This window comes from Achromobacter sp. 46006 (assembly GCF_059761975.1).
On the sequence record NZ_JCBANN010000031.1, the window covers coordinates 1 to 25702 of the forward strand.

27 protein-coding genes are annotated in these 25702 nt (G+C 68.6%); 13 read left to right on the forward strand and 14 right to left on the reverse strand.

The genetic code is table 11. The annotated features are described in order from the left end of the window. From AC6LKG_RS15775 to AC6LKG_RS15785, 3 genes are all read left to right on the forward strand, one after another. On the forward strand, window positions 1–242 hold a 242-nt coding region (locus AC6LKG_RS15775), incomplete at its 5' end, for a phosphate acyltransferase (RefSeq protein ID WP_498165702.1). Next, window positions 223–1458, forward strand: a complete 1236-nt coding sequence (locus AC6LKG_RS15780; RefSeq protein WP_498165703.1) for a patatin-like phospholipase family protein — start codon at window positions 223–225, stop codon at window positions 1456–1458. The genes AC6LKG_RS15775 and AC6LKG_RS15780, both read left to right, overlap by 20 nt. Beyond that, window positions 1455–1922: a barstar family protein gene (locus tag AC6LKG_RS15785; protein ID WP_498165704.1), complete on the forward strand. Its 468-nt coding sequence runs from the start codon at window positions 1455–1457 to the stop codon at window positions 1920–1922. Before AC6LKG_RS15780 ends, AC6LKG_RS15785 begins: the two co-directional genes overlap by 4 nt. Before the next feature lie 73 nt (window positions 1923–1995). On the opposite strand, the gene AC6LKG_RS15790 is transcribed toward AC6LKG_RS15785, so the two are convergent. Both AC6LKG_RS15790 and AC6LKG_RS15795 read right to left on the reverse strand, forming a co-directional pair. Further along, entirely contained in the window at window positions 1996–2727 is a 732-nt protein-coding gene (locus AC6LKG_RS15790; RefSeq protein ID WP_498165705.1) for a 16S rRNA (uracil(1498)-N(3))-methyltransferase, read from the reverse strand. A gap of 103 nt (window positions 2728–2830) precedes the next feature. After that, on the reverse strand, window positions 2831–3331 hold the full coding sequence (locus tag AC6LKG_RS15795; RefSeq protein ID WP_112957904.1) for a hypothetical protein: 501 nt from the start codon (window positions 3329–3331) through the stop codon (window positions 2831–2833). Between the two features lie 259 nt (window positions 3332–3590). Here AC6LKG_RS15795 and tkt point away from each other — a divergent pair, with 259 nt between their 5' ends. The 3 genes from tkt to AC6LKG_RS15810 all read left to right on the forward strand — a co-directional run bounded on the left by tkt (window position 3591) and on the right by AC6LKG_RS15810 (window position 7953). Beyond that, window positions 3591–5627 (forward strand): transketolase, encoded by a 2037-nt coding sequence (gene tkt, locus AC6LKG_RS15800; RefSeq protein WP_498165707.1) that lies wholly within the window; start codon window positions 3591–3593, stop codon window positions 5625–5627. Between the two features lie 15 nt (window positions 5628–5642). Then, window positions 5643–6653 (forward strand): type I glyceraldehyde-3-phosphate dehydrogenase, encoded by a 1011-nt coding sequence (gene gap, locus AC6LKG_RS15805; RefSeq protein ID WP_020926693.1) that lies wholly within the window; start codon window positions 5643–5645, stop codon window positions 6651–6653. A 97-nt stretch (window positions 6654–6750) separates the two neighbouring features. Continuing rightward, window positions 6751–7953 (forward strand): phosphoglycerate kinase, encoded by a 1203-nt coding sequence (locus AC6LKG_RS15810; RefSeq protein ID WP_498165708.1) that lies wholly within the window; start codon window positions 6751–6753, stop codon window positions 7951–7953. A 101-nt stretch (window positions 7954–8054) separates the two neighbouring features. Here the strand turns inward: AC6LKG_RS15810 and AC6LKG_RS15815 are convergent, their stop codons facing one another. Further along, window positions 8055–9035: a Bug family tripartite tricarboxylate transporter substrate binding protein gene (locus AC6LKG_RS15815; protein WP_498165709.1), complete on the reverse strand. Its 981-nt coding sequence runs from the start codon at window positions 9033–9035 to the stop codon at window positions 8055–8057. Window positions 9036–9331: 296 nt separating this feature from the next. Between AC6LKG_RS15815 and AC6LKG_RS15820 the strand changes: the two genes are divergently transcribed. Further along, window positions 9332–11023 (forward strand): SulP family inorganic anion transporter, encoded by a 1692-nt coding sequence (locus AC6LKG_RS15820; protein WP_498165711.1) that lies wholly within the window; start codon window positions 9332–9334, stop codon window positions 11021–11023. Window positions 11024–11051: 28 nt separating this feature from the next. On the opposite strand, the gene fabI is transcribed toward AC6LKG_RS15820, so the two are convergent. The 8 genes from fabI to AC6LKG_RS15860 form a co-directional block, all read right to left on the reverse strand. Then, entirely contained in the window at window positions 11052–11825 is a 774-nt protein-coding gene (gene fabI / locus AC6LKG_RS15825; protein WP_498165712.1) for an enoyl-ACP reductase FabI, read from the reverse strand. After that, window positions 11822–13006 (reverse strand): acetate/propionate family kinase, encoded by a 1185-nt coding sequence (locus AC6LKG_RS15830; RefSeq protein WP_498165713.1) that lies wholly within the window; start codon window positions 13004–13006, stop codon window positions 11822–11824. Before AC6LKG_RS15830 ends, fabI begins: the two co-directional genes overlap by 4 nt. Before the next feature lie 100 nt (window positions 13007–13106). Then, a complete protein-coding gene (locus AC6LKG_RS15835; RefSeq protein ID WP_498165715.1) occupies window positions 13107–14051 on the reverse strand; it encodes a phosphate acetyltransferase in 945 nt (314 codons plus the stop codon). Beyond that, window positions 14048–16495: a DUF3141 domain-containing protein gene (locus AC6LKG_RS15840; protein WP_498165717.1), complete on the reverse strand. Its 2448-nt coding sequence runs from the start codon at window positions 16493–16495 to the stop codon at window positions 14048–14050. Before AC6LKG_RS15840 ends, AC6LKG_RS15835 begins: the two co-directional genes overlap by 4 nt. Before the next feature lie 186 nt (window positions 16496–16681). After that, on the reverse strand, window positions 16682–17083 hold the full coding sequence (locus tag AC6LKG_RS15845) for a VOC family protein (protein WP_498165719.1): 402 nt from the start codon (window positions 17081–17083) through the stop codon (window positions 16682–16684). 21 nt (window positions 17084–17104) lie between these two features. Next, window positions 17105–17740, reverse strand: a complete 636-nt coding sequence (gene yfcF / locus AC6LKG_RS15850; RefSeq protein WP_498165720.1) for a glutathione transferase — start codon at window positions 17738–17740, stop codon at window positions 17105–17107. A gap of 94 nt (window positions 17741–17834) precedes the next feature. Further along, the gene (locus AC6LKG_RS15855) at window positions 17835–18164 is read right to left on the reverse strand and encodes a DHCW motif cupin fold protein (RefSeq protein ID WP_498165722.1); all 330 of its coding nucleotides are present in this window, start codon (window positions 18162–18164) and stop codon (window positions 17835–17837) included. A gap of 64 nt (window positions 18165–18228) precedes the next feature. Next, window positions 18229–18714, reverse strand: coding sequence for a GNAT family N-acetyltransferase (locus AC6LKG_RS15860; RefSeq protein ID WP_498165724.1), 486 nt, complete (start codon window positions 18712–18714; stop codon window positions 18229–18231). Window positions 18715–18904: 190 nt separating this feature from the next. Here AC6LKG_RS15860 and AC6LKG_RS15865 point away from each other — a divergent pair, with 190 nt between their 5' ends. From AC6LKG_RS15865 to AC6LKG_RS15875, 3 genes are all read left to right on the forward strand, one after another. Beyond that, a complete protein-coding gene (locus AC6LKG_RS15865; protein WP_498165795.1) occupies window positions 18905–19858 on the forward strand; it encodes a DnaJ C-terminal domain-containing protein in 954 nt (317 codons plus the stop codon). A gap of 2 nt (window positions 19859–19860) precedes the next feature. Beyond that, on the forward strand, window positions 19861–20178 hold the full coding sequence (locus AC6LKG_RS15870; protein WP_498165725.1) for a chaperone modulator CbpM: 318 nt from the start codon (window positions 19861–19863) through the stop codon (window positions 20176–20178). Window positions 20179–20313: 135 nt separating this feature from the next. Continuing rightward, window positions 20314–20928, forward strand: coding sequence for a glutathione S-transferase family protein (locus AC6LKG_RS15875; RefSeq protein WP_498165726.1), 615 nt, complete (start codon window positions 20314–20316; stop codon window positions 20926–20928). Here the strand turns inward: AC6LKG_RS15875 and AC6LKG_RS15880 are convergent, their stop codons facing one another. Together AC6LKG_RS15880 and AC6LKG_RS15885 are read right to left on the reverse strand one after the other, a co-directional pair. Next, window positions 20929–21576, reverse strand: a complete 648-nt coding sequence (locus AC6LKG_RS15880; protein ID WP_498165728.1) for a DsbA family protein — start codon at window positions 21574–21576, stop codon at window positions 20929–20931. A 98-nt stretch (window positions 21577–21674) separates the two neighbouring features. Continuing rightward, the gene (locus tag AC6LKG_RS15885; protein WP_498165729.1) at window positions 21675–23150 is read right to left on the reverse strand and encodes an inorganic phosphate transporter; all 1476 of its coding nucleotides are present in this window, start codon (window positions 23148–23150) and stop codon (window positions 21675–21677) included. A gap of 226 nt (window positions 23151–23376) precedes the next feature. Between AC6LKG_RS15885 and mog the strand changes: the two genes are divergently transcribed. Genes mog through AC6LKG_RS15900 form a run of 3 tightly spaced genes read left to right on the forward strand, consistent with a single transcriptional unit; the run spans window position 23377 to window position 25295 of the window. Beyond that, a complete protein-coding gene (gene mog, locus AC6LKG_RS15890) occupies window positions 23377–24024 on the forward strand; it encodes a molybdopterin adenylyltransferase (RefSeq protein ID WP_498165730.1) in 648 nt (215 codons plus the stop codon). Between the two features lie 39 nt (window positions 24025–24063). Next, window positions 24064–24411, forward strand: coding sequence for a hypothetical protein (locus tag AC6LKG_RS15895; RefSeq protein WP_498165731.1), 348 nt, complete (start codon window positions 24064–24066; stop codon window positions 24409–24411). Beyond that, entirely contained in the window at window positions 24411–25295 is an 885-nt protein-coding gene (locus tag AC6LKG_RS15900; RefSeq protein ID WP_498165732.1) for a peptidoglycan DD-metalloendopeptidase family protein, read from the forward strand. Before AC6LKG_RS15895 ends, AC6LKG_RS15900 begins: the two co-directional genes overlap by 1 nt. A 16-nt stretch (window positions 25296–25311) precedes the next feature. On the opposite strand, the gene AC6LKG_RS15905 is transcribed toward AC6LKG_RS15900, so the two are convergent. After that, complete coding sequence (locus AC6LKG_RS15905) at window positions 25312–25626, reverse strand: hypothetical protein (protein WP_498165733.1); 315 nt, start codon at window positions 25624–25626, stop codon at window positions 25312–25314. Window positions 25627–25702: the final 76 nt, after the last annotated feature.

Sequence of the window (25702 nt, forward strand, 5' to 3'; positions counted from 1 at the left end):
GCCTGCGCATCCTGCCGTCCTCCACGCTCAAGGGCGAGGCCAACCTGCTGGTGTGCCCGAACGTGGACGCGGGCAACATCGCCTACAACCTGCTCAAGACGGCGGCCGGCGGCAACGTGGCGGTCGGTCCGGTCCTGCTGGGCGCCAACGCGCCGGTGCACATCCTGACCTCCAGCTCGACCGTGCGCCGCATCGTCAACATGACCGCGATGACTGTGGTCGATGCCAATACCCCACGTTGAAGTCGCCAATGGCGGTCCGGCGTGGCCGCGCACGCCGACCGGCCTGGTCCTGACCGGGGGCGGCGCGCGCGCCGCCTACCAGGTCGGCGTGCTCAGCGCCATCATGGAACTGCTGGACCCCGACTGGCATTCGCGTTTCAAGAATCCTTTCGACATCATCTGCGGCACCTCGGCCGGCGCCATCAATGCCGCCGCGCTGGCCTGCCGCGCGGAGCGGCCGCACCTGGGCGTGCGCCGCATCCGCCGGCTGTGGTCGTCGCTCAACACCGACATGATCTACCGGGCCGACGCGCCCGGCCTGATCCGCACCGGCGTGCGCTGGCTGGGCTTGCTGTCGCTGGGGTGGATGTATTCCGGCCTGACGCGCAAGCGCCCCCAGTCGCTGCTGGACAACAGCCCGATGCAGGCGTTGCTGGGGCGGGTGCTGAATTTCGATCACTTGCGGTCGGGCCTGGAAAGCGGCGCCTTGTCGGCGCTGGCGATCACGGCCTCGGGTTACACCAGTGGCGAACATTTGACCTTCTACCAGGCGCACACGCCGATCGAGCCATGGCACCGCTACCTGCGGCTGGCCATTCCGACACCGATCACGGTCGATCACTTGATGGCCTCATCCGCCATTCCGTTCGTTTTTCCCGCCAGGCAGATTACCGTGCATGGCAAGGGCGAGTGGTGCGGCGACGGTTCCATGCGGCAACTGGCGCCGATCAGTCCCGCCATTCACCTGGGGGCGCACCGGGTGCTGGTGATCGGTACCGGGTTTCGCGACGACACCCACCCGGAACACCGGGAAGATGCGCCGCCCTACCCGTCGCTGGCGCAGGTCGGCGGCCACGCCTTGTCCAGCATCTTCCTGGATGGCTTGTCAATGGACGTCGAGCGCCTGGAACGGATGAATTACCTGGTCGACCTGGTGGCCCGCCACAAGGAGGGCGAGACGGTGGCGCTGCGCCGCATCCAGGTGCTGACCATCACGCCAAGCCGTTCGCTGGATTCGCTGGCGCTGGAGCATATGGACGATATGCCGCCCCAGGCCCGTGCCCTTTTCCGCGTACTCGGTGTATCGTCCGATCCAGGCCGCCCTGGGGGCGGCGCATTGATGTCCTACCTGTTGTTTGAGTCCAGCTACACCAAGCGATTGATTGAACTGGGTTATGCCGATACGATGCAGCGTAATGATGAAGTGATCGCCTTTTTCAAGGAGGCACAGGCATGACGCGCAATGCCCAATCTACCCTGCAGCGGCAGTTGAAGCGAGGTGGAGCGCTGCCCCATGAAGGGTTGGACAAAAAGGCCGTGGTCGACGCCGCGCATGAGCTCGGCCTGGCGCTGTTCGTGGCCAATTGCGATCCGGCCCGCAGCCGTTCCGCGGTGCTGCGCGCCATCGTCAAGGCGGTGGATTTCCCCGAGTATTTCGGCGGCAACCTCGACGCGCTCTACGACTGCCTGTGCGACACCGTGCTGGATCACAAGACCGGCGTGGTGCTGTGGCTGTACAAGCTGCATTCCGGCGACCCGGCGCTGGAGGAAGACGCCGCCCGCATCGAGTCGGTGTGCGCCGACGCCGCCGAATTTGCCCACGAGAATGGCCGCAGCTTTGCGTATGTGGTGGAGCACGCGGGCAAACACCCGGATCCGGAACCCGGCGTGGCCGCCGCGCCCTATGGCGAGAATGACTGACCGCCCGGGCAGGGGCGCTCGCGCCGCCGGCCCCAGGGCCATCTGTCAGTGATGCCCCGGTACGGGGCGTCGATCACCAGCCGAGCAAGGCGCCGGCCGCTGAAATCAAGGCCAGCCCCGCCGTTTCCGTGCGCAGCACGCGCGGGCCGAACCTGACGGCCTGGACGCCCGCCTCGCGCGCCTGCGCCAGTTCCTTTTCCGACCAGCCCCCTTCGGGGCCGACCAGCAGCGTCAACGATTGCAGGTTCGGCGTGGCGCCGAGCCGGCCGGCCAAGTCGGCGTCGGCGTCCGGATGACACAGCAAGCGCAGGCCGTCGGCCGGCAGGGCCAGCCAGTCGGCCAGCGTCACGGGGGCGTCGACCGCCATCAGCCGGTTGCGGCCGCATTGCTCGGCGGCCGATTGGGCGATGCGCTGCCAGTGCGCCACCCGTTTTTCCAGCCGCGGGCCGGACAATTGCAGCACGCTGCGCTGCGCGGCGATGGGGCAGACCCGGGCGGCGCCCAGTTCCACCGCCTTTTCCACCACCCAGTCCATCTTGTCGCCGGCGGGCAGGCCCTGTACCAGCGTGAGGCGGCCGACCAGCTCGGCTTCGCGCGGATCGAACGCGCCCAACTGGGCGAAACCGGCCTTGCCGTCGATCTCGAGCACGGCCGGATATTCGCCGCCCTGGCCGTTGAACAGCACCATGGTTTCCCCCGCGCGCAGCCGCAGCACCCGGATGGCGTGGTGCGCCAGGGCCTCGGGCAGGACGATGCGGGCGCCGGCGGCAAGGGGAGCGTCGCAGAAGAAGCGGGGAGCGGACATGGGTAATGCGGTGGCGGACAGAAAGCGAACGTGGGACCGGGCGCAGACCCGGGGCGCGGCACGGGCAGCGGCCCGGCGACTCAGGGCCTGGCTCGTCGCCCGGTCACCTGAGCGCGTAGCCTACCATTTTGATGCCCCAGTCGATCAGAGTAGGGGCGCTGGACGCCAGTTGCAGCGTCAGCAGGGTCAGGAAGCCCACGGTCATTTTCTTGTCCAGCCGCAGCAGGTCGTGGCGCACCTCGGCCAGGTCTTCGTGGGTGGCGAAGCGCTTGAGTTCCTCGCGGGTGGGCAATTGCTTGAGCTCTTCGCGGGTGGGCAATTGCGCGACAATTTCGACGAGTCTGTCGAATTGTTCCTGGGCGGCGCGCCTGGCGATGTCGCGTTCGAGCTCGGCGCGTTCGCGGGCGAAGTCGACGCGTGACAGGGCATAGGCCTGGAGCTCGGCGCGCGCTTCGTCCTGCGAGCGCTTGAGCAGGTCGGCCTCGCCCTGCAGGCGGGCGTGTTCCAGCGCCTGCGCCACCGCGATGGCGCGTTCCTCGCCGAGCGCGTTGCGCAGGGCCAGGATGCCGGCGGCGGGAATGGTGAAGCTCAACATGGCAATCATGATACGGATTCCGACAAGGGGCTGTGCCAGGCCATCATCAATCTCGGACCGCCCCGCCGCAATTGTGGCAACTACGCTATGACATGGCTGTCTCCACCAGGGGGCGCCACGATTTTCCCCAGGAGCATCGTCCATCTGGCGGACCCCGCCGCCCGTGGCCGGTCGGGTCATCCCCAGGTGTTAAAATCGTCTGCTTCGCAACCTACTCAACTGGCCCCCATTTCCTGCGTGGGCGCGCCAGCCTCAAAGAGCCTTCCGAATGAGCAATCCGACCGCCCCTAAACTTGCCTTGGCGGATGCCATCCGCGTCCTCGCGATGGATGCCGTGCAACAAGCGAACTCCGGGCACCCGGGCGCTCCCATGGGCATGGCGGAAATCGCCCAGGCCCTCTGGATCGGCAACCTGCGCCACAACCCCAAGGATCCGGCCTGGGCCAACCGCGACCGCTTCGTGCTGTCCAACGGCCACGGCTCGATGCTGATCTACGCGCTGCTGCACCTGACCGGCTACGACCTGCCGATCGAAGAACTGAAGAATTTCCGCCAACTGCATTCCAAGACGCCGGGCCACCCCGAAGTGGGCATCACCCCGGGCGTGGAAACCACCACCGGCCCGCTGGGCCAGGGCCTGGGCAATGCCGTCGGCATGGCGCTGGCCGAAGCGCTGCTGGCCGCCGAGTTCAACAAGCCCGGCCACACCATCGTCGACCACCACACTTACGCCTTCACCGGCGACGGCTGCCTGATGGAAGGCATCTCGCACGAAGTGTGCTCGCTGGCCGGCACGCTCAAGCTGTCCAAGCTGGTGGTGCTGTATGACGACAACGGCATCTCGATCGACGGCCACGTCGAGCACTGGTTCGCCGACGACACCGCCAAGCGCTTCGAGGGCTACGGCTGGAACGTCATCCGCGGCGTCGACGGCCACGACGCCGCCGCCGTGGATGCCGCCATCAAGGCCGCCCGCGCGCAATCGGAAAAGCCTACGCTGATCGTCTGCCGCACCGTCATCGGCAAGGGCTCGCCCAATATGGCCGGCACCCACAACGTGCACGGCGCGCCGCTGGGCAAGGACGAGATCGCCGCCACCCGCGCCGCGCTGGGCTGGTCGGCCGAGCCGTTCCAGATCCCGCAGGACATCTACGACGGCTGGGACGGCCGCAAGACCGGCGCCGCCGCGCAGGCCGAATGGCAGTCGGCGTTCAACGCCTACGCCGCCGAATTCCCGGCCGAGGCCGCCGAGTTCACCCGCCGCATGAAGGGCGAGCTGCCCGCCGGCTACGCCGACCAATTCAAGGCGTTCCTGAACGCCACGCTGGAAAAGGCCGAAACCGTCGCCACCCGCAAGGCCTCGCAGTTCGCGATCACGGCGCTGGCCGCCGCGCTGCCGGAAATGCTGGGCGGCTCGGCCGACCTGACCGGCTCCAATTTCACCGACTGGAAGGGCGTGGGCGCGGTGCGCGCCGGCGACAAGGGCATCCAGTTCGGCCGCCACATCAACTACGGCGTGCGCGAATTCGGCATGGCCGCCATCATGAACGGCGTGGCCCTGCATGGCGGCTACCTGCCGTTCGGCGGCACCTTCCTGACGTTCTCCGACTACTCGCGCAACGCCATCCGCATGGCCGCGCTGATGAAGCAGCGCGTGGTGCACGTGTTCACGCACGACTCCATCGGCCTGGGCGAAGACGGCCCGACCCACCAGTCGATCGAACACGCCGCCAGCCTGCGCCTGATCCCCAACCTGTCGCTCTGGCGTCCCTGCGACACGGCCGAAACCGCCGTGGCCTGGAACGCCGCCGTGACGCGCCCGGCCAGCATCGGCATGGACGTGCATGACGGCGGCCCGACGGCGCTGCTGCTGTCGCGCCAGAACCTGCCGTTCGTGCAACGCGACGCCGCCACCGTGGACGCCATCGCCCGCGGCGGCTACGTGCTGCGCGACGCCGACGGCGCTCGCGCCGTGATCATCGCCACCGGTTCCGAAGTCGCCATCGCCCTGGAAGCGCAAGCGCAACTGGCCAAGGACGGCATCGCGGTGCGCGTGGTGTCCATGCCCAGCACCGACGTGTTCGACAAGCAGGACGCCGCCTGGAAGCAATCGGTGCTGCCCAAGGGGCTGCCGCGCGTGGCCGTCGAGGCCGGCGTGACCGCCTTCTGGCACAAGTACGTGGGCCTGGAAGGCGCCGTGGTCGGCATCGACCGCTACGGCGAATCGGCCCCGGCCGGCGCGCTGTTCAAGTTCTTCGGGCTGACCGCCGACAAGGTGGCCGAGACCGTCAAGCAAGTTCTGTAAAAAAGGAGCCTAGTCATGACCATTCGCGTCGCCATCAACGGTTACGGTCGCATCGGCCGCAACATCCTGCGTGCCCACTACGAAGGTGGCAAGAAGCACGATATCGAAATCGTCGCCATCAACGACCTGGGCGATCCCAAGACCAACGCCCACCTGACCCGCTACGACACCGCCCACGGCAAGTTCCCGGGCACCGTCGAAGTCGACGGCGAGTACATGGTCGTCAACGGCGACAAGATCCGCGTGCTGGCCAACCGCAACCCGGCCGAACTGCCGTGGGGCGAGCTGAAGGTCGACGTGGTGCTGGAATGCACGGGCTTTTTCACCACCAAGGAAAAGGCCGGCGCGCACATCAAGGGCGGCGCCAAGAAGGTCATCATCTCGGCCCCGGGCGGCAAGGACGTTGACGCCACCGTCGTCTACGGCGTCAACCACGGCGTGCTGAAGTCGACCGACACCGTCATCTCGAACGCCTCGTGCACCACCAACTGCCTGGCCCCGCTGGTCAAGCCGCTGAACGACAAGCTGGGCCTGGAAAACGGCCTGATGACGACCGTCCACGCCTACACCAACGACCAGGTCCTGACCGACGTCTACCACGAAGACCTGCGCCGCGCCCGTTCGGCCACCATGAGCATGATCCCGACCAAGACCGGCGCCGCCGCCGCGGTCGGCCTGGTGCTGCCGGAACTGAACGGCAAGCTGGACGGCTACGCCATCCGCGTCCCGACCATCAACGTGTCGATCGTCGACCTGTCCTTCGTGGCCAAGCGCGACACGACTGTCGAGGAAGTGAACGGCATCCTGAAGGCCGCCTCGGAAGGCGAGCTCAAGGGCATCCTGGACTACAACACCGAACCCCTGGTCTCGGTGGACTACAACCACAACCCGGCCTCCAGCACCGTTGACGCGTCGCTGACCAAGGTCTCGGGCCGCCTGGTCAAGGTTTCGTCCTGGTACGACAACGAGTGGGGCTTCTCGAACCGCATGCTCGACACCACCGTCGCGCTGATGTCGGCCAAGTAAGCATCGCTGTCGAACCGAAGGGGACGAACAGGTTTTCCGCCACGGCGGGAAGCGGGTTCGTCCCCTTCGTTCGCCAACTCTAGGAGACGCAAAGCAAATGTCCAAGGTCAATACCCTGTCCGCGCTGGCCAAGGCCGGCGCCCTGTCCGGCAAGCGCGTGTTCATCCGCGCCGATCTGAACGTGCCGTTCGATGACGCCGGCCGCATTTCCGAAGACACCCGCATCCGCGCCTCGGTGCCCGGCATCCGCCTGGCGCTGGACGCCGGCGCCGCGGTGATGGTCACCTCGCACCTGGGCCGCCCCAAAGAGGGCGTGCTGACCGAGGCCGATTCGCTGGCCAAGGTCGGCCAGCGCCTGTCCGAGCTGCTGGGCATGCCGGTGCCGCTGGTGCGGGACTGGGTCGACGGCGTCAAGGTCGAGCCGGGCCTGGTGGTGCTGCTGGAAAACTGCCGCGTCAACGTCGGCGAGAAGAAGGACGACGAGGCGCTGTCGCGCAAAATGGCGGCGCTGTGCGACGTCTACGTCAACGACGCCTTCGGCACCGCGCACCGCGCCGAAGCCACCACGCACGGCATCGCGCGCTTCGCGCCGGTGGCCTGCGCCGGCCCGCTGCTGGAAGCCGAGCTGGACGCGCTGGGCCGCGCGCTGCACGAACCCAAGCGGCCGCTGGTGGCGATCGTCGGCGGTTCCAAGGTGTCGACCAAGCTGTCGATCCTGCAATCGCTGGCCGACAAGGTCGACCAGCTGGTGGTGGGAGGCGGCATCGCCAACACCTTCATGCTGGCCGCCGGGCTGCCGATCGGCAAGTCGCTGGCCGAGCCGGACCAGGTGGAGCAGGCGCGCGCCGTGATCGAGCTGATGAAGCAGCGCGGCGCGGATGTGCCGATCCCGGTGGACGTGGTGTGCGCCAAGGCGTTCGGCGCGGACGCCGAGGCCACCGTGAAGGCGGCCGATGAAGTTGCCGCCGATGACATGATCCTGGACATCGGGCCGCAGACGGCGCAGCAATTGGCCGAGATCCTCAAGCAGGCCGGCACCATCGTCTGGAACGGCCCGGTAGGCGTGTTCGAGTTCGACCAGTTCGCCAATGGCACCAAGGTGGTGGCGCAGGCGATCGCGGATTCCGAGGGCTTCTCGATCGCGGGCGGCGGCGACACGCTGGCGGCCATCGCGAAGTACGGGATCGGCGAGCAGGTAGGCTACATCTCCACCGGCGGCGGCGCGTTCCTGGAGTTCCTGGAAGGCAAGACCCTGCCGGCGGTGGCGGTGCTGCAAGAGCGGGCCACGTCATCTTCCTGACCTGCCCGATGCAAAGCCGCTCCGACAGGAGCGGCTTTTTCTTGGGCGATTGCCGCGCTGCGCCCGGGCGCGGGGCCGTGCCGCCGCGCCCGGACGGGCGCTTATTCCATCTTCGCGCCCGACAGCTTGACAATGCCGGCGTAGCGGTCGATCTCGCTGCGCATGAAGGCGCCGAACTCGGCGGGGGTCTGGCCGGCGGGGACGATAGCGCCCATGGATTCCATGCGCCGGCGCATGGCGGGGTCGGCGGTGATGGCGTTGATGTCGCGGTTCAGGCGCTGGACGATGGCGTCGGGCGTACCGGCCGGAGCGACGATGCCATACCAGGCGGAAGCGTACATGTCGCTGACGCCGGCTTCGGCGAAGGTTGGCACGTTCGGCAGGGCGGGCAGGCGCTGGCGCGCGGCGACCGCGAGGGCGCGCAGGGCGCCGGCCTGGACCTGGGCCAGGGAGCCGGTGTCGATCATCATGTCGACCTGGCCGGCGAGCAGATCGGAGACGGCCGGGCCGCTGCCTTTGTAGGGGATGTGGAGGATGTCGACGCCGGTGCGTGCCTTGAACATGGAGCCGGCCAGGTGCTGGGACGAGCCGACGCCGCCGGAACCGTAGTTGAGTTTGCCGGGCGCGGCCTTGGCGGCGTCGACCAGTTGCTTGACGGACTGGTAGGGCGACTGTTTCGGCACTTCCAGGATGTTGGGAATTTCGGCAACGAAGGCGACGGGGGCGAAGTCCTTGACCGGATCGAAGCCCAGGCGCGCGTACAGGTGCGGATTGGCGGCGTTGGTGGAGCTGGTGGCGACCAGCAGGGTGTAGCCGTCGGGCTTTTCGCGCACGAAGGTGGCGGTGCCGATGTTGCCGCCGGCCCCCGCCTTGTTGTCGACGATGACGGTCTGGCCCAGGCGCTCGCTCAGGCGCTGAGCCAGCATGCGGCCCAGGGCGTCGGTGGCGCCGCCCGGGGGCCAGGGCACGACCAGCTTGATGGGCCGGTCGGGATAGGCCTGGGCCTGTGACAGGGCAGGGAAGGCGGCGAGCGCGGCCAGGGCGAGCGCGCTGGCGGCGCGGCGCAGGAATGCGTGCGGCATGGAGTCTCCTGTTGCGCGGTCCGTGGAATGGCCGCGCCGTTTGTTATGGGGGCTGTTTGTTGACAGCCTGCGTGCGGCATTGTGGCGCCGCGTGTTGGGTGGCACGACTCTACGCAAAATGGCACTTGATAAAAAGGGATAAATATTTAAGAAAATTAATTCCTTTTTGGAATAGTGGGCCGCATGCGCCAGCGGATTTGATTTGCCGCCGGTCGAGGGCGGCCGGACTGGTGTAGGCTTGGCCCTCGCCCGCGCTTCGCGGTTTTCCAGTCCTGTCCCGCTCGTCCCGCAGTCCCATGAACCTACGTTTCTTTCCTGGCCTGAACAACCTGCGGGGCCTGACCCGGCAGGCCGCCGGCCGCGACATCGCAGCGGGCCTGAGCGTGGCCGCCGTGGCGCTGCCGGTGGGGCTGGCGTATGCGGCGATGATGGGCGTGCCGCCGGTGGCTGGCCTGTGGGCGGCGATCGCCGGGATGCTCGGCTATGCCCTGTTCGGTTCCTCGCGCACGCTGATCGTGGGGCCGGACACCGCCACCTGCACGCTGATTGCGGCAACCCTGACCAGCATGGCGTTGACCACCCCCGAGGAACGGCTGATGGCCGCGACCGGCATCGCCCTGACGGTGGGCGTGGGTTGCCTGATCGCGCGGCTGCTGCGCCTCGGGGTGCTGGCGAACCTGCTGTCGCGGCCGGTGCTGATCGGCTACATGGCGGGCGTGGCAGTGACCCTGGCGCTGTCGCAATTGAGCGGATTGACCGGGGTGGGGCTGCGCAACAGCGGGCTGGTGCATCCGTTCCTGGAACTGTCGCGGCGCGTGTCCGAGATCCGCATCCCGACCCTGTGCCTGGGGGTGGCCTCGTGCTTGCTGCTGGTGGCGATCAAGCGTTGGCGCCCGACCTGGCCCGGCCCCATCATGCTGGTGGTGGGGGCCTGTCTGCTGTCGTGGCTGTTCGATTTTCCCCGGCTCGGCATCGCCGTGGTGGGCGACGTGCCGGCCGGGCTGCCGGCCCTGCGGCTGCCGGTGCGGCTGGAAGGCGTGGACGACATCCTGCTGGGCGCGGCGGGCGTGCTGGTGGTGAGTTTCTCCAGCGGTATCGTGACCGCGCGCAGTTTCGCCGCTCGCACCGGCGAGCATGTCGACCCGAACCGCGAACTGGTCGGTTTCGGCGCGGCCAATGTGGCGGCTGGACTGTTCCAGGGGTTCGTGGTGACAGGGGCCGATTCGCGCACGGCGGTGGGTCTGGCGGCCGGAGGTTCTTCACCGTTGGTGGGCGTGAGCGCGGCAGTGGCGCTGGCGGTGGTGGTGGGGCTGCTCAGCGCGCCGCTCTATTGGCTGCCGCAGGCCGTGTTGTCGGCGATCCTGCTGCTGGCCGCCGCCAGCCTGTTCGATGGCCGCGCATTCCTGCGGCTGGCGCGCATCTCGCGCATCGAACTGGCGTTCGGCATCCTGGCGGCGGTGGGGGTGGTGGGCTTCGGCGTGCTGCAGGGGGTGGCGGTGTCGGTGGGCGCCACGCTGCTGTATGCCATGTATGTCTCGGGCAACCCGCGCGATGCGCTGCTGGGGCGGCTGCCGGGGGAGTCGGTGCTGGGCAAGATGCATCTGAACCCGCAGGCGCAACCGGTGCCGGGCACGGTGATCTGGCTGTTCGAATCGTCGGTGTGGTTCTTCAACGCCGATGCGTTTCGGCGGCGCGCGCGCGAGGTCATCGAGCAGGCGGGCGACGCTACCTGGTTCGTGCTCGACGCCGAGGCCATGACTCAGGCCGACGCCGATGCGATCGAGGCGCTGTATGAATTGCGGCACGAGCTGCGCGACCGTGGCATGGTGCTATTGGTGGCCGGCGGCCATGGCCAGTTCCGCATGGCGCTGGAGCGCTCCGGCCTGGCCGGGCACATCGGCCGCGACAAGATCTTCCCCACGCCCGAGCAGGCGGTCGAGGCCATCGAGCGCTGGCGCCAGGGGCCGGCGCCGGCGACGCTGGCCTGAGGCGCCGGGCCGCGCGACCGGCGCGCCTTCAATCGATGATGTGATAACCGCCGTCGATGTACAGCGTCTGGCCGGTCATGCGGCGCGCGGCATCGGTGGCGAGCCAGGCGGTGGCCTCGCCGACGTCGTCGATCGACACCAGGCTGCGTGCCGGCGCCTTGGCCTGGGCCCGGTCGAGCAGCGCATCGAACTCGGCGATGCCCGAGGCGGCGCGAGTCTTGAGCGGCCCCGGCGAGATGGCGTGCACGCGTATGCCCTGCGGGCCGAGCTCGGCAGCCAGGTAACGGGTGGCCGATTCCAGCGCGGCCTTGACCGGGCCCATCATGTTGTAGTGCTCGACCACCATCTGCGAGCCGTAGTAGCTCATGCAGAACAAGGTGCCGCCCGCCGGCATCAGCGGCTCGGCCAGCTTGGCCATGCGGATGAACGACCAGCACGACACGTCCATGGCCGTGAGGAAGCCGTTGCGCGAGCAGTCGGTGACGCGGCCATGCAGGTCTTCGCGCGGGGCGTAGGCGATGGAATGCAGCACGAAGTCCAGGCCGCCCCATTCCGCGGCGATGCGATCGAACACGGCTTCGAGTTCGCCGTCGCGCAGCAGGTCCAGCGGCATCAGCAGGGGCGCGTCGACCTGCCGCGCCAGCGGTTCGACGTGCGGGCGGGCCTTGTCGTTCAGGTAGGTCACCGCCAGCTCCGCGCCCAGGGCGCGGAACGCCTTGGCGCAGCCCCAGGCGATGGAATCGGCGTTGGCGATGCCAGTGACCAGGCCGCGCTTGCCGGCCAGGGGCAGGGCGGCGCTCATTGTTGCTTCACCAGGGCCAGGGTGTGTTGCGCAATGATCAGCTCTTCGTTGGTGCGCACCACGTACACGCCGATGCGGCTGTCGTCGCTGGAAATGCGCGGCCCGTGATGCGCGTTGCGCTCGGGATCGAGCCGGATGCCAAGCCAACCCCAGTGCTCGCTGATGGCCTGGCGGATTTCGGCCGAGTTCTCGCCGACGCCGGCGGTGAACACGATGGCGTCGATGCCGTTCATGGCGCAGCCCAGCCCGATCATGCCCTCGGCCACGCGCCAGGCGAAGTACTTCAGCGCCAATTTGGCCGATGGCGCGTCGCTGGCCAGCAGTTCGCGCATGTCGTTGCTGATGCCGGACAGGCCTTTCATGCCGCAGTCGTGGTACAGCAGATGCTCGATGTCGTCGTGCGACATGCCCTGCTCCATCATCCACAGCACCACGCCGGGGTCCAGGCGGCCCGGGCGCGTGCCCATCGGCAGGCCCTCGAGCGCGGTGAAGCCCATGGTGCTGTCGACGCTCTTGCCCTGGTGCATGGCGCAGGCGGACACGCCCGAGCCCAGGTGCGCGGCGACGATCCTGCCCATGGCGATGTCGGGCAGCGCCTGGCGCAGCCGCTGCGCGATGTACTCGTACGAAAGCCCATGAAAGCCGTAGCGGCGCACGCCCTGCTGGTAGAGCGCTTCGGGCAGCGCGTAGCGGTCGGCGACGTCGGAATGGCTGCGGTGGAAGGCGGTGTCGAAACAGGCCACCTGCGGGATCCAGGGGCGCCGCTCGCGAATCACGCGGATCGGCGCCAGATTGTTGGGCTGGTGCAGTGGCGCCAGGGGCGTGAAAGTGTCGAGCCTGGCGAGGATGGCGTCGTCGATCAGCACCGGCTCGGACAGGTCGGGGCCGCCATGCACCACGCGATGGCCCACCGCCAGCGGCGCGCCGCCCAGGTGGCCGCTGAGCCAGGTGCCGACCACTTCCTGGCCATTGGGCACGTCGGGCGCGTGGCTGGGGGCGATGTCGCGCTCCACCAGGGTCCGGCCGGCGGCGTCGCGCACCCGCAGGCGCGGATGGCTGGTGCCGATGCCTTCGAGCTGGCCGCCCAGCCGCGGGGCCAGCGCCTGCTTGTCGTCGATGTCGTACAGGTAGAACTTGATGCTGGAACTGCCGGCGTTGATGACGAGAATGGTATCGGACATGGGGCGAGCGCCTCCGGTTGCAACGGACAAGACGGGGCCAGGGCGGACCGACCCGCGCCGCGCGAGCGGGCGAACCGGACAAACCCGGGCCGCCGCCGCTTCAGGCCAGCGGCCGCGCCTGCTGCGTGGCCAGGTGGCACGCGTAGATCGCGGCCACCGCGCAAGACGCCAGGCGCGAACGTGGGCTGTCGGCACGGCTGGTCAGGATGATCGGCACGCGCGCGCCGAGCACGATACCGGCGGCTTCGGCATTGGCCAGGAAGGTCAGGTTCTTGGCCAGCATGTTGCCGGCTTCGAGGTCGGGCACCACCAGCACCTGGGCCACGCCCGCCACCAGCGAGCGGATTCCCTTGATGCGGGCGGCGTCGGGGCTGATGGCATTGTCCAGCGCCAGCGGGCCGTCGAGCACGCCGCCGGCGATCTGGCCGCGGTCGGCCATCTTGCACAGCGCCGCGGCCTCGATGGTGCTGGGGATGTTGGGCGTGACCTGCTCCACCGCCGACAGGATCGCCACGCGCGGTTCGCCCAGGCCCAGGCCGTGGTGCAGGTCGATGACGTTGCGGATGATGTCGGCCTTGGTTTCCAGGTCCGGGAAGATGTTGATGGCCGCGTCGGTGATGAACAGCGGTTCGGGGTAGGTCGGCACTTCCATGATGAAGACGTGGCTGATGCGCCGGCCGCTGCGCAGGCCGGTGCTGCGCGCGACCACCTCGTGCATCAGCTCGTCGGTGTGCAGGCTGCCTTTCATCAGCAGCGAGGCCTCGCCGCCGCGCACCAGGGCGACCGCGCATTCGGCCGCGGCGTGGCTGTGCGGCACATCGACGATGCGGGCGTCGCCCAGATCGAGCCGGTACTGTTCGGCGGTATCGCGGATCTTGTGCCCGGGCCCCACCAGGATGGGGCGCAGCAGGCCGAGGTCGCGCGCCTCCAGCGCGGCCGACAGCGACGGTTCGTCGCAGGGATGGGCGATGGCGCAGGCCGCGGGCGCCAGGGTCTGGGCGCGCGCGATGAGCTTGTCGTAATGCGTCGAAGGGGGCAGGCTCATTCTGGTTTGGCCTTGGAGGTGGCGGGTTTGCGGACGCGAGCGGGCGCGGCTGCGCTTTTCCGGGCGCTGGTTTTCACCGTGGCGGCGCGGCGAGGCCGGGCGCGGGGCGATTCAAGGGCCTCGGCGGCCGGTGGGGCCTTCACGGCCGAACGCCCTGTGCCCGTCTTCCTGCTGGCGCCCGCGGTCGCGCCATTGGCTGCCGGCTCCAGGGAGGCTGCCGCGGCCCGCACCGCCTTGTGCGCGCGCGGCGCCGGCGCATGCTGCTGTGCGCGGCGCGCGGCGGTCTCGAAGATCTGTTCCATCTCGGCCAGGCTGGCGCGGGCGGCCGGGTTCAGCGGCTCGGCGGCCTCCAGCACGTGCTTCATCATGGCCAGCGCCTCACGGATGGCGGCCGGCGTGGCGCCTTCCAGCAACTGCGGCATGGTCTTGATCACGGCGGCCGAATCGAGCCGCATCATCATGGCCTGGTCGCGGGTGATGTCCTTGAATTCCTGCAAGGTCATGGCATTGCCCGCTTCAGCCCGCATCTTGCGGATCAGCGCGAAGCTGCGTTCGTCCAGGCCGCCCTCGGCGCCGGCCACGTACAGCAGCATGCGGATGGCGGCCACGCGCAGGCCGCCTTCCTGCAGCAGCGACCGCAGTTCGGCGGCGCGCTCCTGCATGAAGCGGCGGTGTTCCGGCGAGACGCCCGGGTGGCGGCGAGGCGGCCCTTCCTTGGCGCCCAGGCCGGCCATGTCCTGCACCAGCGGCGAGCCATACACCCCCATGAAGGTGCGCTCGTCGGCCGAGTCGCGCAGTTCCTGGAAGATGTTCAGGCTGGTCTCGATCAGCTTGGACATCATCTCCTGGGCCAGCAGGAACGGATTGTCCGGCGCTACCGGCTGGCGGTGTTCGCGCACCTGCTCGGCGACCTGGGCGATCGGGGCGATCAGCGGGTTGCGGTCGGACACCAGCTCATACGGCAGGCGCAGGGGGTGCAGGCGCTGGCTCCATTCGGCCGATTGCGGCGTCACCAGGGCGCGCACCCAGGGCTGCAGGAAGCTGCGGTACATGCCCAGGTTGATATCGGAAATGCGGGCCACGGCGGCAAAGCGCAGGTCGTCGTCTTCCTTGCGCTCGACGATGGCGCGCACGTCGTCCATGCGGCGCTGCTCGAACGACAAAACGTAGTTGCCGTAGGCCAGGTCGGCGTTGGGCGTGTCCGGCGTCTTGTCGGTGATCTCGGCCTGGTAGATGCCGGGCGGCAGCACATCGATCATGTCGATGTTGGAGGTGAATTCCTGGTGTTCCTTGCGCGCCACGCTGCCGGACACGAAGATGCCCAGGTGGCCGATGCTCTCGTGCACGGCATAGACGATGGTCTGGTCGTGCGCCAGCACTTCGGCGTCATCCTGGTACAGGTCGGGGATCCAGCCCAGCGCCTGCGGCGGCGGAGTGATGTTGTCGCCCTTGGAGCAGAACACCACGATCGGCGAACGGATGTTGCGCAGGTCGATGCGGATGCCGTCGGACGTGACCAGCCCGGCGGTCGAGAGGCGGTTGCCGAGGAACAGGTTGTCGACGATGTACTGGATTTCCGGCCCGTTCAGGAACACGTGGCCGCCCCACCATTTCTCGAAGCTGAGGTAGCGGCCGGCCTCGGTGTCGACCTTGGAATACAGGTTGTACTGCTTGGACCAGAGCGTGTTGGCGGGATTGAGGTTCTCGAAATTCTGCACCAGCCAGGCGCCGTCGAACTTGCCGTCGCCCAGGTCGCTGGTCAGGGCGGTGAGCCAGCTGCCGCCGAGCAGGCCGCCGGCGTAGCGCATCGGATTCATGCCGCGCCAGCCGGCCCAGTACGACAGCGGCGCGCCGGCGATGATGATGGGGCCGAACAGCTCGGGGTGCACGGCGGCGGTCATCATGATCTGCCAGCCGGCCTGGCAATTGGCCACCACCACCGGCTTGCCTTCGGCGTCGGGGTGGCGCGCGATGATGGTCTCCAGGAAGTGGGCCTCGGCCTTCATCACGTCTTCGACGGTCTGGGTCGGGACCGGCTGCGGCAGGAAGGTGGCGAAATAGCAGGGGTGGCCGGCGCGCACCGCCACGCCGATCTCGCTTTCGGGCTTGAAGCCGCCGATGCCCGGGCCGTGCCCGGCGCGAGGGTCGACCACCAGGAAGGGGCGCTTGATCGGGTCCACTACCACGCCCTCGGGCGGCTTGATGCGCAGCAGGCCGTAGTTGACCGGGCGCGGCAGTTCGCGGCCGTCCAGCACCAGTTCGTACTCCATGCTGAGCACGTTGGGGGCCCGCTTGGCCATGTGCTCGTGGTATTGGTTGCCGCGCTGGCGCATGACGTCGGCGTACAGCACGCCGCGCTGCCAGGCGTCCACGGCATATTCATAGGCGGCCGTCCAGGGGTTGAAGGACGGCGCGGAAACGCGATCGTTGCCGGATCCGGCCATGGCGATCTCCTGTAGGTAGCTCCCGGCAGCGGGGGGCTGCCGGACCGGTTCCTCAAGTGGAACCAGTTGACTTGACCCCCCCATTACACCTGAATGGATGTTGCGTCGCAACATGGGGACGGTTGATGCAAGTCAAACGCCCGGAACTATCCGTCCCCTTCTTGATTGCCGCGCTGCAACCGGGCTTCACGGCGCGTCGTGGCATACGGCTTCGATGCGGTTGCCCGACGGGTCCGACAGGAAGGCAGCGTAATAATGCGGATGGTAGTGCGCACGCGGCCCCGGCGCCCCTTCGTCGCGCCCGCCATGGGCCAGGCCGGCGGCATGGAAGGCGTCCACCGCGGCACGGCTGGCGGCCTTGAAGCACCAGTGGCGGCGCGCCGGCGGTGTGGGCGGGGCGGCGGGGTCGGCCTGCACGCTCAGGTAGGTGTGGTCGGTCTCGCCGGGGCGGCAGCGCTCGCCGTACCCCAGCGCGTCGGGGCGGTCGTAGACCTTGGCCGCGCCCAGGGCGGCCATGACGGCGTCGTAGAACGGCCGGGCGCTGTCGAGCCCGGCAACGCTGATGGAGACGTGATCCAGCAAGTGCATGGCGGCTCCGGCGGGGGAAAATCAGGCGCGGGCTTGCGCGTTGTGTTCCAGCCATTGGCGCACCGAGGGCCGCTGCCACTGGGCTTCGACATAATCGCGCAGCGGCTCGGGCAGGCCGTCCTGCCACAGGCGCCGCAGCGCCACGGCCAGATCCAGGTCGGCGATGCACCAATCGTCGAACAGGCTGGTCTGGCCCGCGCCGATCAGGGCGCCGGCCACGTGGATCAGCTTGGACGCGGCCGCATGGCCGTCGTCCGACAGCGGCTGGCCGGCGTCGCCGTAGAACACCGATTCGGTCTGCCGTTCCTGGCGCAGGGCGGCCAGGTCGCTGCGCAGCCAGGCTTGCAACTGGCGGGCGCGGGCGCGCTCGCGCGGGTCGGCCGGGTACAGTGCGGCACAGGCGGGCGCCGGGTGCAGGTCTTCCAGGTATTCCGTGATGGCGGTGGATTCGGTCAGGTTGAAATCACCGTGGGTCAGCGCCGGCACGCGCGCGGTCAGGGCGCGGCATTGGTACGGCTGCATGCGCTGTTCGCCCGCGGCCAGATCGATCAGCCGCAGCTCGAAGGGCAGTTGTTTCTCGGCCAGCGCGACGTAGGCCGACATGGCATACGGGCTGAGGAAGAGGGAATCGACGTACAGCGTAAACGGGGCGCCCAAGTGCATCTCCGGTCAGGCGGTTGAAAAGGGGCCGCGCGCGGCGGCGTAGCGCAAAGCGTAACGCAATTGAAATTTCGCGTGTCGCGCCGGCGCGTCAGTCGACGATGAACAGCCTGGCGCCGACCGCCGTGGATGAGCGGTGCGGCTCGGCCTGGTCGGCCACCTGGTAGCTCATGCCGGGGGTCAGCACGAAGGTGCGGCCGTCTTCCAGCTCGGTGTGCAGTTCGCCTTCCAGGCAGAACAGGATGTGGCCCTTGCTGCACCAGTGGTCGGCCAGGTAGCCCGGCGTGTATTCGACCATGCGCACGCGCAGGTCGCCGAATTGGCGGGTGCGCCAGTAGGCCATGCCGGTATCGCCGGGGTGCTCGGTGGGTTCGACCTCGGACCAGTCGGTGGTGCCGAAGGGGATGTTGCTCATCTTCATGGTGGGTTTCCTGGGGAGCGGCGCGCCGGTGCGCGCCACGGTAAGGCAAGGGGGAATATGGGGTTCAGGCCGCCAGCTTTTTCTGCCAGAACATGGCGCGGCCGGTTTCCTCGTCCAGCGAATAGCCTTCATAGCCGAGCTTGCGGTACAGGCCCTGGGCCACCTGATTGCCTTCCAGCACTTCCAGCGTGATCTTGCAGCAGCCCAGGCGCTGGGCGCGGTCTTCCAGCGCGGCCAGAAGTTGCTTGCCCACGCCCTGGCCCTGGAAACGCGGCGACACGGCCAGGTCGTGCAGGTTCAGCAGCGGGCGGCAGGCGAAAGTGGAAAAGCCTTCGAGGTAGATCGCCACGCCCGCGGCCTGGTCATCGACCCGCGCCAGCAGGGCGCGCGCGGTCGGCCGCTTTGCCAGCTCCGCGATCAGATTGCGCTGGGCGTATTCGGGCAGGGGCGTATTGCCGCCCATGGGGCCGCTGGCATACTCGTTGAGCATGGCCATGACCTGCTGGCCGTGTTCCGGGTTGTTGAAGTCGACGTCGATGATTTCCAGCACGATCGGTTCCTGTTCATTGGCGATGGCCCGCCGCGCCCGGTGGCGGGCGGCGCAACCATTCATTATGCGCGAAGCGGCGCGGCTGACGAAACGCATTGAAAAATCGTCCCGTAGCCCCTATCTTCTTTCCAATCAGGGCCGAATCCGGCGCGAGCCGCCTTTGGCTGCAACCCTAACCATGGGCTGGAAAATGGAGTTCAAGGACTACTACAGCATTCTTGGTGTGGAGCGCGGCGCCTCCGATGACGAGATCCGGCGCTCCTACCGCAAGCTCGCTCGCAAGTACCACCCCGACGTCAGCAAGGAAAGCGACGCCGAGGCGCGCATGCGCGACGTCAACGAAGCCTACGACGTGCTGCGCGACAAGGAAAAGCGCGAGGCCTACGACAACCTCGCCGCCGGCGTGTCGCCCGGCGGCGGCTTCCAGCCGCCTCCCGGTTGGGACGAAGGCTTCGAGTTCCACCGTGGTCCCGCATCGGGCGAAGAGGCCCAGTTCAGCGAGTTCTTTTCGTCGCTGTTCGGCGGCCGCGGCCAACGCGGCCGCGGCGCGGGGCCAGGCCACGAGCAGACGTTCCGCGCCCGCGGCGACGACCATCACGCCGCCATCGAGGTCGATCTCGAAGACGCGCTGCAAGGCGCCACCCGTGACATCAGCCTGCGCTCCATGAAGGTTGACGACCAGGGCCGTCCGCAGGTGCAAACCCGCACGCTCAGCGTACGCATTCCGCCGGGCGTGCGCGAAGGCCAGTTCATCCGGTTGGCCGGACAGGGCATGCCGGGTTACGGCGGCGGCGAGAACGGCGACCTGTACCTCGAGGTGCGCTTCAAGCCGCACGCCCGTTACCGCGCCGAAGGCCGCGACCTGTACATGACGCTGCCGGTGGCGCCCTGGGAGGCTGCGCTGGGCGCCAAGGTCAATGCGCCTACGCCTGGCGGCACGGTCGAGGTCTCGGTGCCGGCCGGTTCCGGCAACGGCCGCAAGCTGCGGCTGCGCGGCCGCGGCATCCCTGGCGATCCGCCGGGCGACCTGTACCTGGTGCTGGATCTGGCGTTGCCGCCGGCCGATACCGAGGCGGCCAGGCAGGCCTACCGCAAGATGCAGCAAGACCTGCCGTTCAACCCGCGGCGCCACCTGGGGGTCTGACCATGAAGAAAATCGTCATCAGCAGCGCCACCGTGGTGGGCAAGTCGCAGCCGCTCAGCGCCGACGATCTGGCGCGCGCCTGCGGCGCCGAAGTCGACTGGGTTGCGCAACTGGTCGAGGTCGGCATCGTCGAGGCCAGTGGCCCGCGTCCGGCGGAATGGCGCTTCTACAGCATGGACCTGCAGCGCGCGTTGCATGCGCGCCGCCTGGAACGCGACTTCGGCGCCGGCCTGGATGCCGTGGCGCTGATCCTGGATCTCAGCCAGGAGGTGCGGCGCCTGAAGGCGCAATTGCGCGCGCTGGGCGCGGTCGACGAATAGGGCGCGGCGCTCTGCCACGCCGCGTCCGGCGGGTGGCCCCGCCTCCCGGGATGCGGGGGACGCTGCTGGTCCCGGCGGGGCCGCCTGCGGCACAATGGTCTCCTGGTTCCAGCCCCGCAACCCAGGAGACCGCCCATGCTGACCCTGTACCACGCACCGCGCTCGCGTTCTTTTCGCATTCTCTGGCTGCTCGAAGAACTGGGCGTGCCCTACGACACCGAGATGGTGCCGATCCGCCGCCGCGACGGCTCCGGCCACATCCCCGCCGATTACCTCGATATCCATCCCCATGGCAAGGTGCCGGCGCTGGTGCACGACGGTGTGCCGGTGTTCGAAACCCCGGCCATCGCGCTGTACCTCACCGACCTTCACCCGCAGGCGGGCCTGGGCCCCGTGGTGGGCGATCCACAGCGCGGCCCCTACCTGACCTGGCTGGCCTATTCCACCGGCGTGTTCGAGCCGGCCATGACGGAGCGCGCCTTCAAGACGGCGCACCAGCAGGGTTCGATGGGATGGGGCTCGGCCGACGAGGTCGAGCAGGTCGTGACGCGTGTGCTGCAGTCCCGCCCATACTTCCTGGGAGAGCATTTCAGCGCCGTCGACATCGTGCTGGGCGGCACCCTGCAGTTCATGATGCAGGTGAAGCTGATCGCCGAGAATCCGGTGTTCTCGGCCTACGCCGAGCGGCTGGCGGCGCGCCCGGCGATGCACCGCGCGTTGCAGCGCGACGGCGACATCGGCCAGGCCTGATCACCCCAGGCGCTGGCACAGGTCCGCCTGCCATTGCGACGGGCGGCCCAGGAAGCGCGCCGGTTCCAGCAGTTCATAGGCGCCATCGCGCTCCAGCGCCAGCGTTGGGAACCCCGTGCCGCGCACCCGCGCCAGCAGTTCGCGGCTCTGCGCAATGTGGCGTTCAGTGGCCGCGCCTTCGGTGGCGGCAAAAGCGGCCTGGAAGGCCATGCCGTCCAGGCCGATATCCTCGGCCAGACGCCGCAGTTCGGCGGGGTCGGCGATGCGCCGGCCCTCGACGTAATGGGCCTGTTGCAGCCGTTGCAGCAGGTCCAGGCCGCGGCCGCCCAGCGCCTGCGCGGCCAGGATGGCGGTGGTCGGCGGGGCTGAATCGAACACGGCGCCGCTGTCGCGCAGCAGGCCGTCGACATAGTCCGGACCGAACACCTGGCCGGTCAGCCCGGCGATGCGCTCGTCGTGCGGCATGACGTAGCGGCGCAGCGCCTCGGTGACGGGCTGGCGGTTGCCGCCAGCCATCATGCCGCCGCCATGGGCCTCGATCGTCAGGCCGCTGATGCCGCGGGCGGCCTGCACCAGCGGCGCGGCGCCATAGCACCAGCCGCAGAGCGGGTCGTAGATGTAATGCAGGATGGGGGAGAGGGTAGCCATGGCGCCATGATAGGGGCGCCTGCGCGCCCGACATAGCCCCGCGCGGTAGCCACAGTGTTGCGCCGGCCGCGCAGATGGTCCGCGCGGCCGGGCCGGGGTCAGCCGGCGATCTGCACGCCGACCCAGAACAGGCCGGCCGCCAGCAGCATCGAGGCCGGCAGGGTCAGGATCCAGGCCAGCAGGATGTTGCGCACCGTGCCGCCCTGCAGGCCGCTTTTGTTGGCGATCATGGTGCCGGCCACGCCCGAGGACAGCACATGGGTGGTGGACACTGGCAGGCTGAAGACGTTGGCCAGGCCGATGGCGCCGACCGCCGTCAACTGCGCCGACATGCCCTGCGCGTAGGTCATGCCCTGTTTGCCGATCTTCTCGCCCACGGTCAGCACCACGCGGCGCCAGCCGACCATGGTGCCGGCGCCCAGCGCCAGCGCCACCGCCACGATCACCCAGAACGGCGCGTATTCGGTGGTGGCGGTCAGGTCGGCGCGCAGGCGCTGCAGATCGGTGCGCTCGCGTGCCGGCAGCCCTTCGATGCGCGCCACTTTCTTGGCGGTGTCGTCCAGGCAAAGCAGGTAGCGGCGCACGTCGATGCGCTTGGCGGCGGACAGGTCGGCGTAGTTGCTGACGCCGCGCAGGTCGGCCTGCAGCGCGTCGATGGTGGGCAACGTCAGTTGCGGGTCGCAGCGGAAATTGCGCGGCAGGTCCGAGGCCGAACCGGCGCGCTTGAGCGCCAGGAAGTCGTCCAGCATGGCCTCGTTGCGCTGGTAGAACGCGCTCAGGTGGGTGGCGGCGTCGCGCGTGCGTTCGATCTGGTAGGTGGTGCTGTTGGTATCGAGCACGAAGTTGGCCGGCACTATGCCGATCAGCACCAGCATGATCAGGCCGATGCCTTTCTGGCCGTCGTTCGAGCCGTGCACGAAGCTCACGCCCATGGCCGACAGCACCAGCACCAGGCGGTTCCAGAATGGCGGGTGCTTTTTGTTGTCGATGGCGCGGCGCTGCTCCGGGGTCTTGTGCATCTTCGACAGCGGCAGCCAGCGCTTGAGTGCCAGCAGCAGGGCGCCTGCCACCAGGAAGCCGGCCACCGGAGACACCACCAGCGAGGCGCCGATGTCGATCGCCTTGCCCCAGTTCACGCCGTCGGCCAGCGGCAGGTCGGTGATCAGGGCGTTGGCCAGGCCCACGCCCAGGATCGAGCCGATCAGGGTGTGCGAGCTGGAGGCCGGGATGCCGAAATACCAGGTGCCGAGGTTCCAGGCGATGGCCGCGGCCAGCATGGCGAACACCATGGCCAGCCCGCGCCCGGTATCGACGTTGATCAGCAGTTCCACCGGCAGCAGGTGGACGATGGCGTAGGCCACGCCCACGCCGCCGAGCAGCACGCCGAGGAAGTTGAAGATGCCGGACAGCACGACCGCCAGGTGCGGCGGCATGGCCTTGGTGTAGATCACGGTGGCGACCGCGTTGGCCGTATCGTGGAAACCATTGATGAATTCGAAGGCCAGGACGAAAGTCAGGGCCAGGACGAGGCTGAGGCCGACCCAGGGATCTAGGCCGTGGAAGAGGGAGGACATTGGGAGGCGGGGGGAGGTTCCGGCGAGCCCAGATTATTACAGATTTGTGACCTGTCCCCGGTTGCTCCAGGCACTTTTCCTGGCTTCCCCCGGGCCATCGCGGACTTCGCCCCGGACCGTTCGCGGAGGAGGGGGCAGAATGCGATAGCATCCTTGTCTGGCAGCCGGGGCCCGCAGCCCCGGGCCGGCCGCGTCCCGTTCCCGTTTCCTCCACGCCCAACCGCCCATGACCGCCCCTACCCGCATCGCCCGCCGCCACCCCGACGAACTGATCATCGGCCTGGTGTCGATCTCCGACCGCGCCTCGGCCGGCGCCTACCAGGACCAGGGGCTGCCGGCTCTGCGCGAATGGCTCGGCGCAGCCCTGGCTTCGCCCTGGCAGGCGGTCGACCGCTTGATTCCCGACGAGGCGCCGCGCATTTCCGAGACGTTGATCGAACTGGTCGACACCTGTGGCTGCGATCTGGTCCTGACCACGGGCGGCACCGGCCCGGCGCGCCGCGACGTCACGCCCGAGGCCACGCTGGCGGTCGGCACCAAGGAAATGCCGGGCTTCGGCGAGCAGATGCGCCAGATCAGCCTGCGCTTCGTGCCCACCGCGATCCTGTCGCGCCAGGTCGCCGTGATCCGTGAACGACCCGCCCACGCCGCCCTGATCATCAACCTGCCGGGCCAGCCCAAGGCGATCCGCGAAACCCTCGAAGGCCTGCGGGACGACGACGGCGCGGTGCTGGTGCCGGGCATTTTCGCCGCCGTGCCGTATTGCATCGACCTGATCGGCGGGCCTTATGCCGAGACCCGCCCCGAGGTCAGCGCCGCCTTCCGCCCCAAGTCCGCGCGCCGTCCGCAGCCGCCCTCGGACGCTGCGGTATAGTTGGCCGCCGCTTTCCATCCTTAGCCAGAGAGTCCCGATATGAAGGTCCGTACCGCCTTGTCCCTTACCGCTGTCCTGCTCGCCGTGTCAGCCTGCGCCAACGTCAAAGACGTCCGCGAGCGCGATCCGGTGTTCTTCGGCTCGACCCAGCGCACGGCCGAGGACTACACCAATTGCGTGGCCGCGGCCTGGAAAGACATGGACGTGAATTTCGAGCGCAAATCGGTGCGCAATGGCTTCGAGCTGATTCAGAGCGACAGCATGGGCGTCGAGGCGGTGCTGACCACGACCACCTGGAAAGGCAAGACCGAGGCCCGCCTGTCGACCCGCATCGCCCGCCGTGACCAGAGCCTGATCGAACCGGCCAACCTGTGCCTGCAACCGTGATGCCGGGTCGTCGAGACATGCTGCGGCTGGGCCTGGCCGCTGCGGCCGTGGGCCTGGCCTTGCCGGTGCGTGCCCGGCAGGCCCCAGCCGCCGGGGCGGGCGGCTTCATCAGCCGCAAGCTCAATGCGCCGGTGCCGGGCGGCGTGGCAGTGCTGGCCCTGGGCGATGCCGCGACGGCGCCGGAGGTGAGCTACCGCGACCGCCGTGTGCTGGTGGTGCGCGAGGAGGGCCGGCAATGGATCGCCGTGGTGGGCATCGCGCTGGCGGTCCAGCCCGGCCGCCAGGAAGTCACGGTGCGCGATGCCGACGGCGCACGCCAACTGCCTTTCACCGTAGGGGCCAAGGAATACGTGGCGCAGCACATCACGCTGAAGAACCCGCGCCAGGTCAATCCGAATCCCGATGACATGCGGCGCATCGAAAGGGAAATGGCCGAGCAGAGCGCCGCCAACCGTGCCTATCGCGCCGGCGTCACGCCCAGCAACCTGCTGCTGGACCGGCCCGTCAGCGGTGGCCGCCTGTCCAGTCCGTTCGGGCTGCGGCGCTTTTTCAACGGCGAGGAGCGCAATCCGCACTCGGGCCTGGATTTCGCGGTGCCGGCCGGCACGCCGATCAAGGCGCCGGCTGCGGGCGTGGTGTCGTTGGTGGGGGATTACTTCTTCAATGGCAAGACCGTCTTCCTGGACCACGGGCAGGGCTTCGTGAGCATGTTCTGCCACATGTCGGCGATCGACGTGAAGGTGGGCGACGCGGTGCCGCGCGGTGACGTGGTGGGCAAGGTCGGGGCCACGGGGCGCGCCACCGGCCCGCACCTGCACTGGAACGTCAGCTTGAACGATGCGCGGGTCGATCCCGCCATCTTCATCGGCGCCTTCAAGCCCTGAGGCCGCTGGCGCGCGTTCAGGCGGTCGCCGCCTGCGGCGCGGCCGCATCCTGCGCCTGTTGCATGGCGATGCGGTGCAGGATGTATTGGTGCATGCGCTCGGCGTAGCGCATTTGTTCCATCATGTCGTGCAACTGAACTTCCTGTTCATCCAGGCAGTTGTCGTACTTGGTCTTGGCCTCGGCGTAGGCCAGGCCGGTATTGCGCAGGCTGTTGATGAAGGCTTCGCGCGATTGGCGCAGCAGGCGCAGGCCTTCTTCCCCCTTGGCGAAACGTCTTCGCGTCAGGGAGAGCTGGTCGGCCGCTTCTTTCAATTCCTGTTTCAGATCCATCTTGCTGCGCCATGCGTTGCCGCCCGGTCTGGCGCCGGGCGGAGCGCCATTCTTTCACGAACCGGGATCTTGCGCA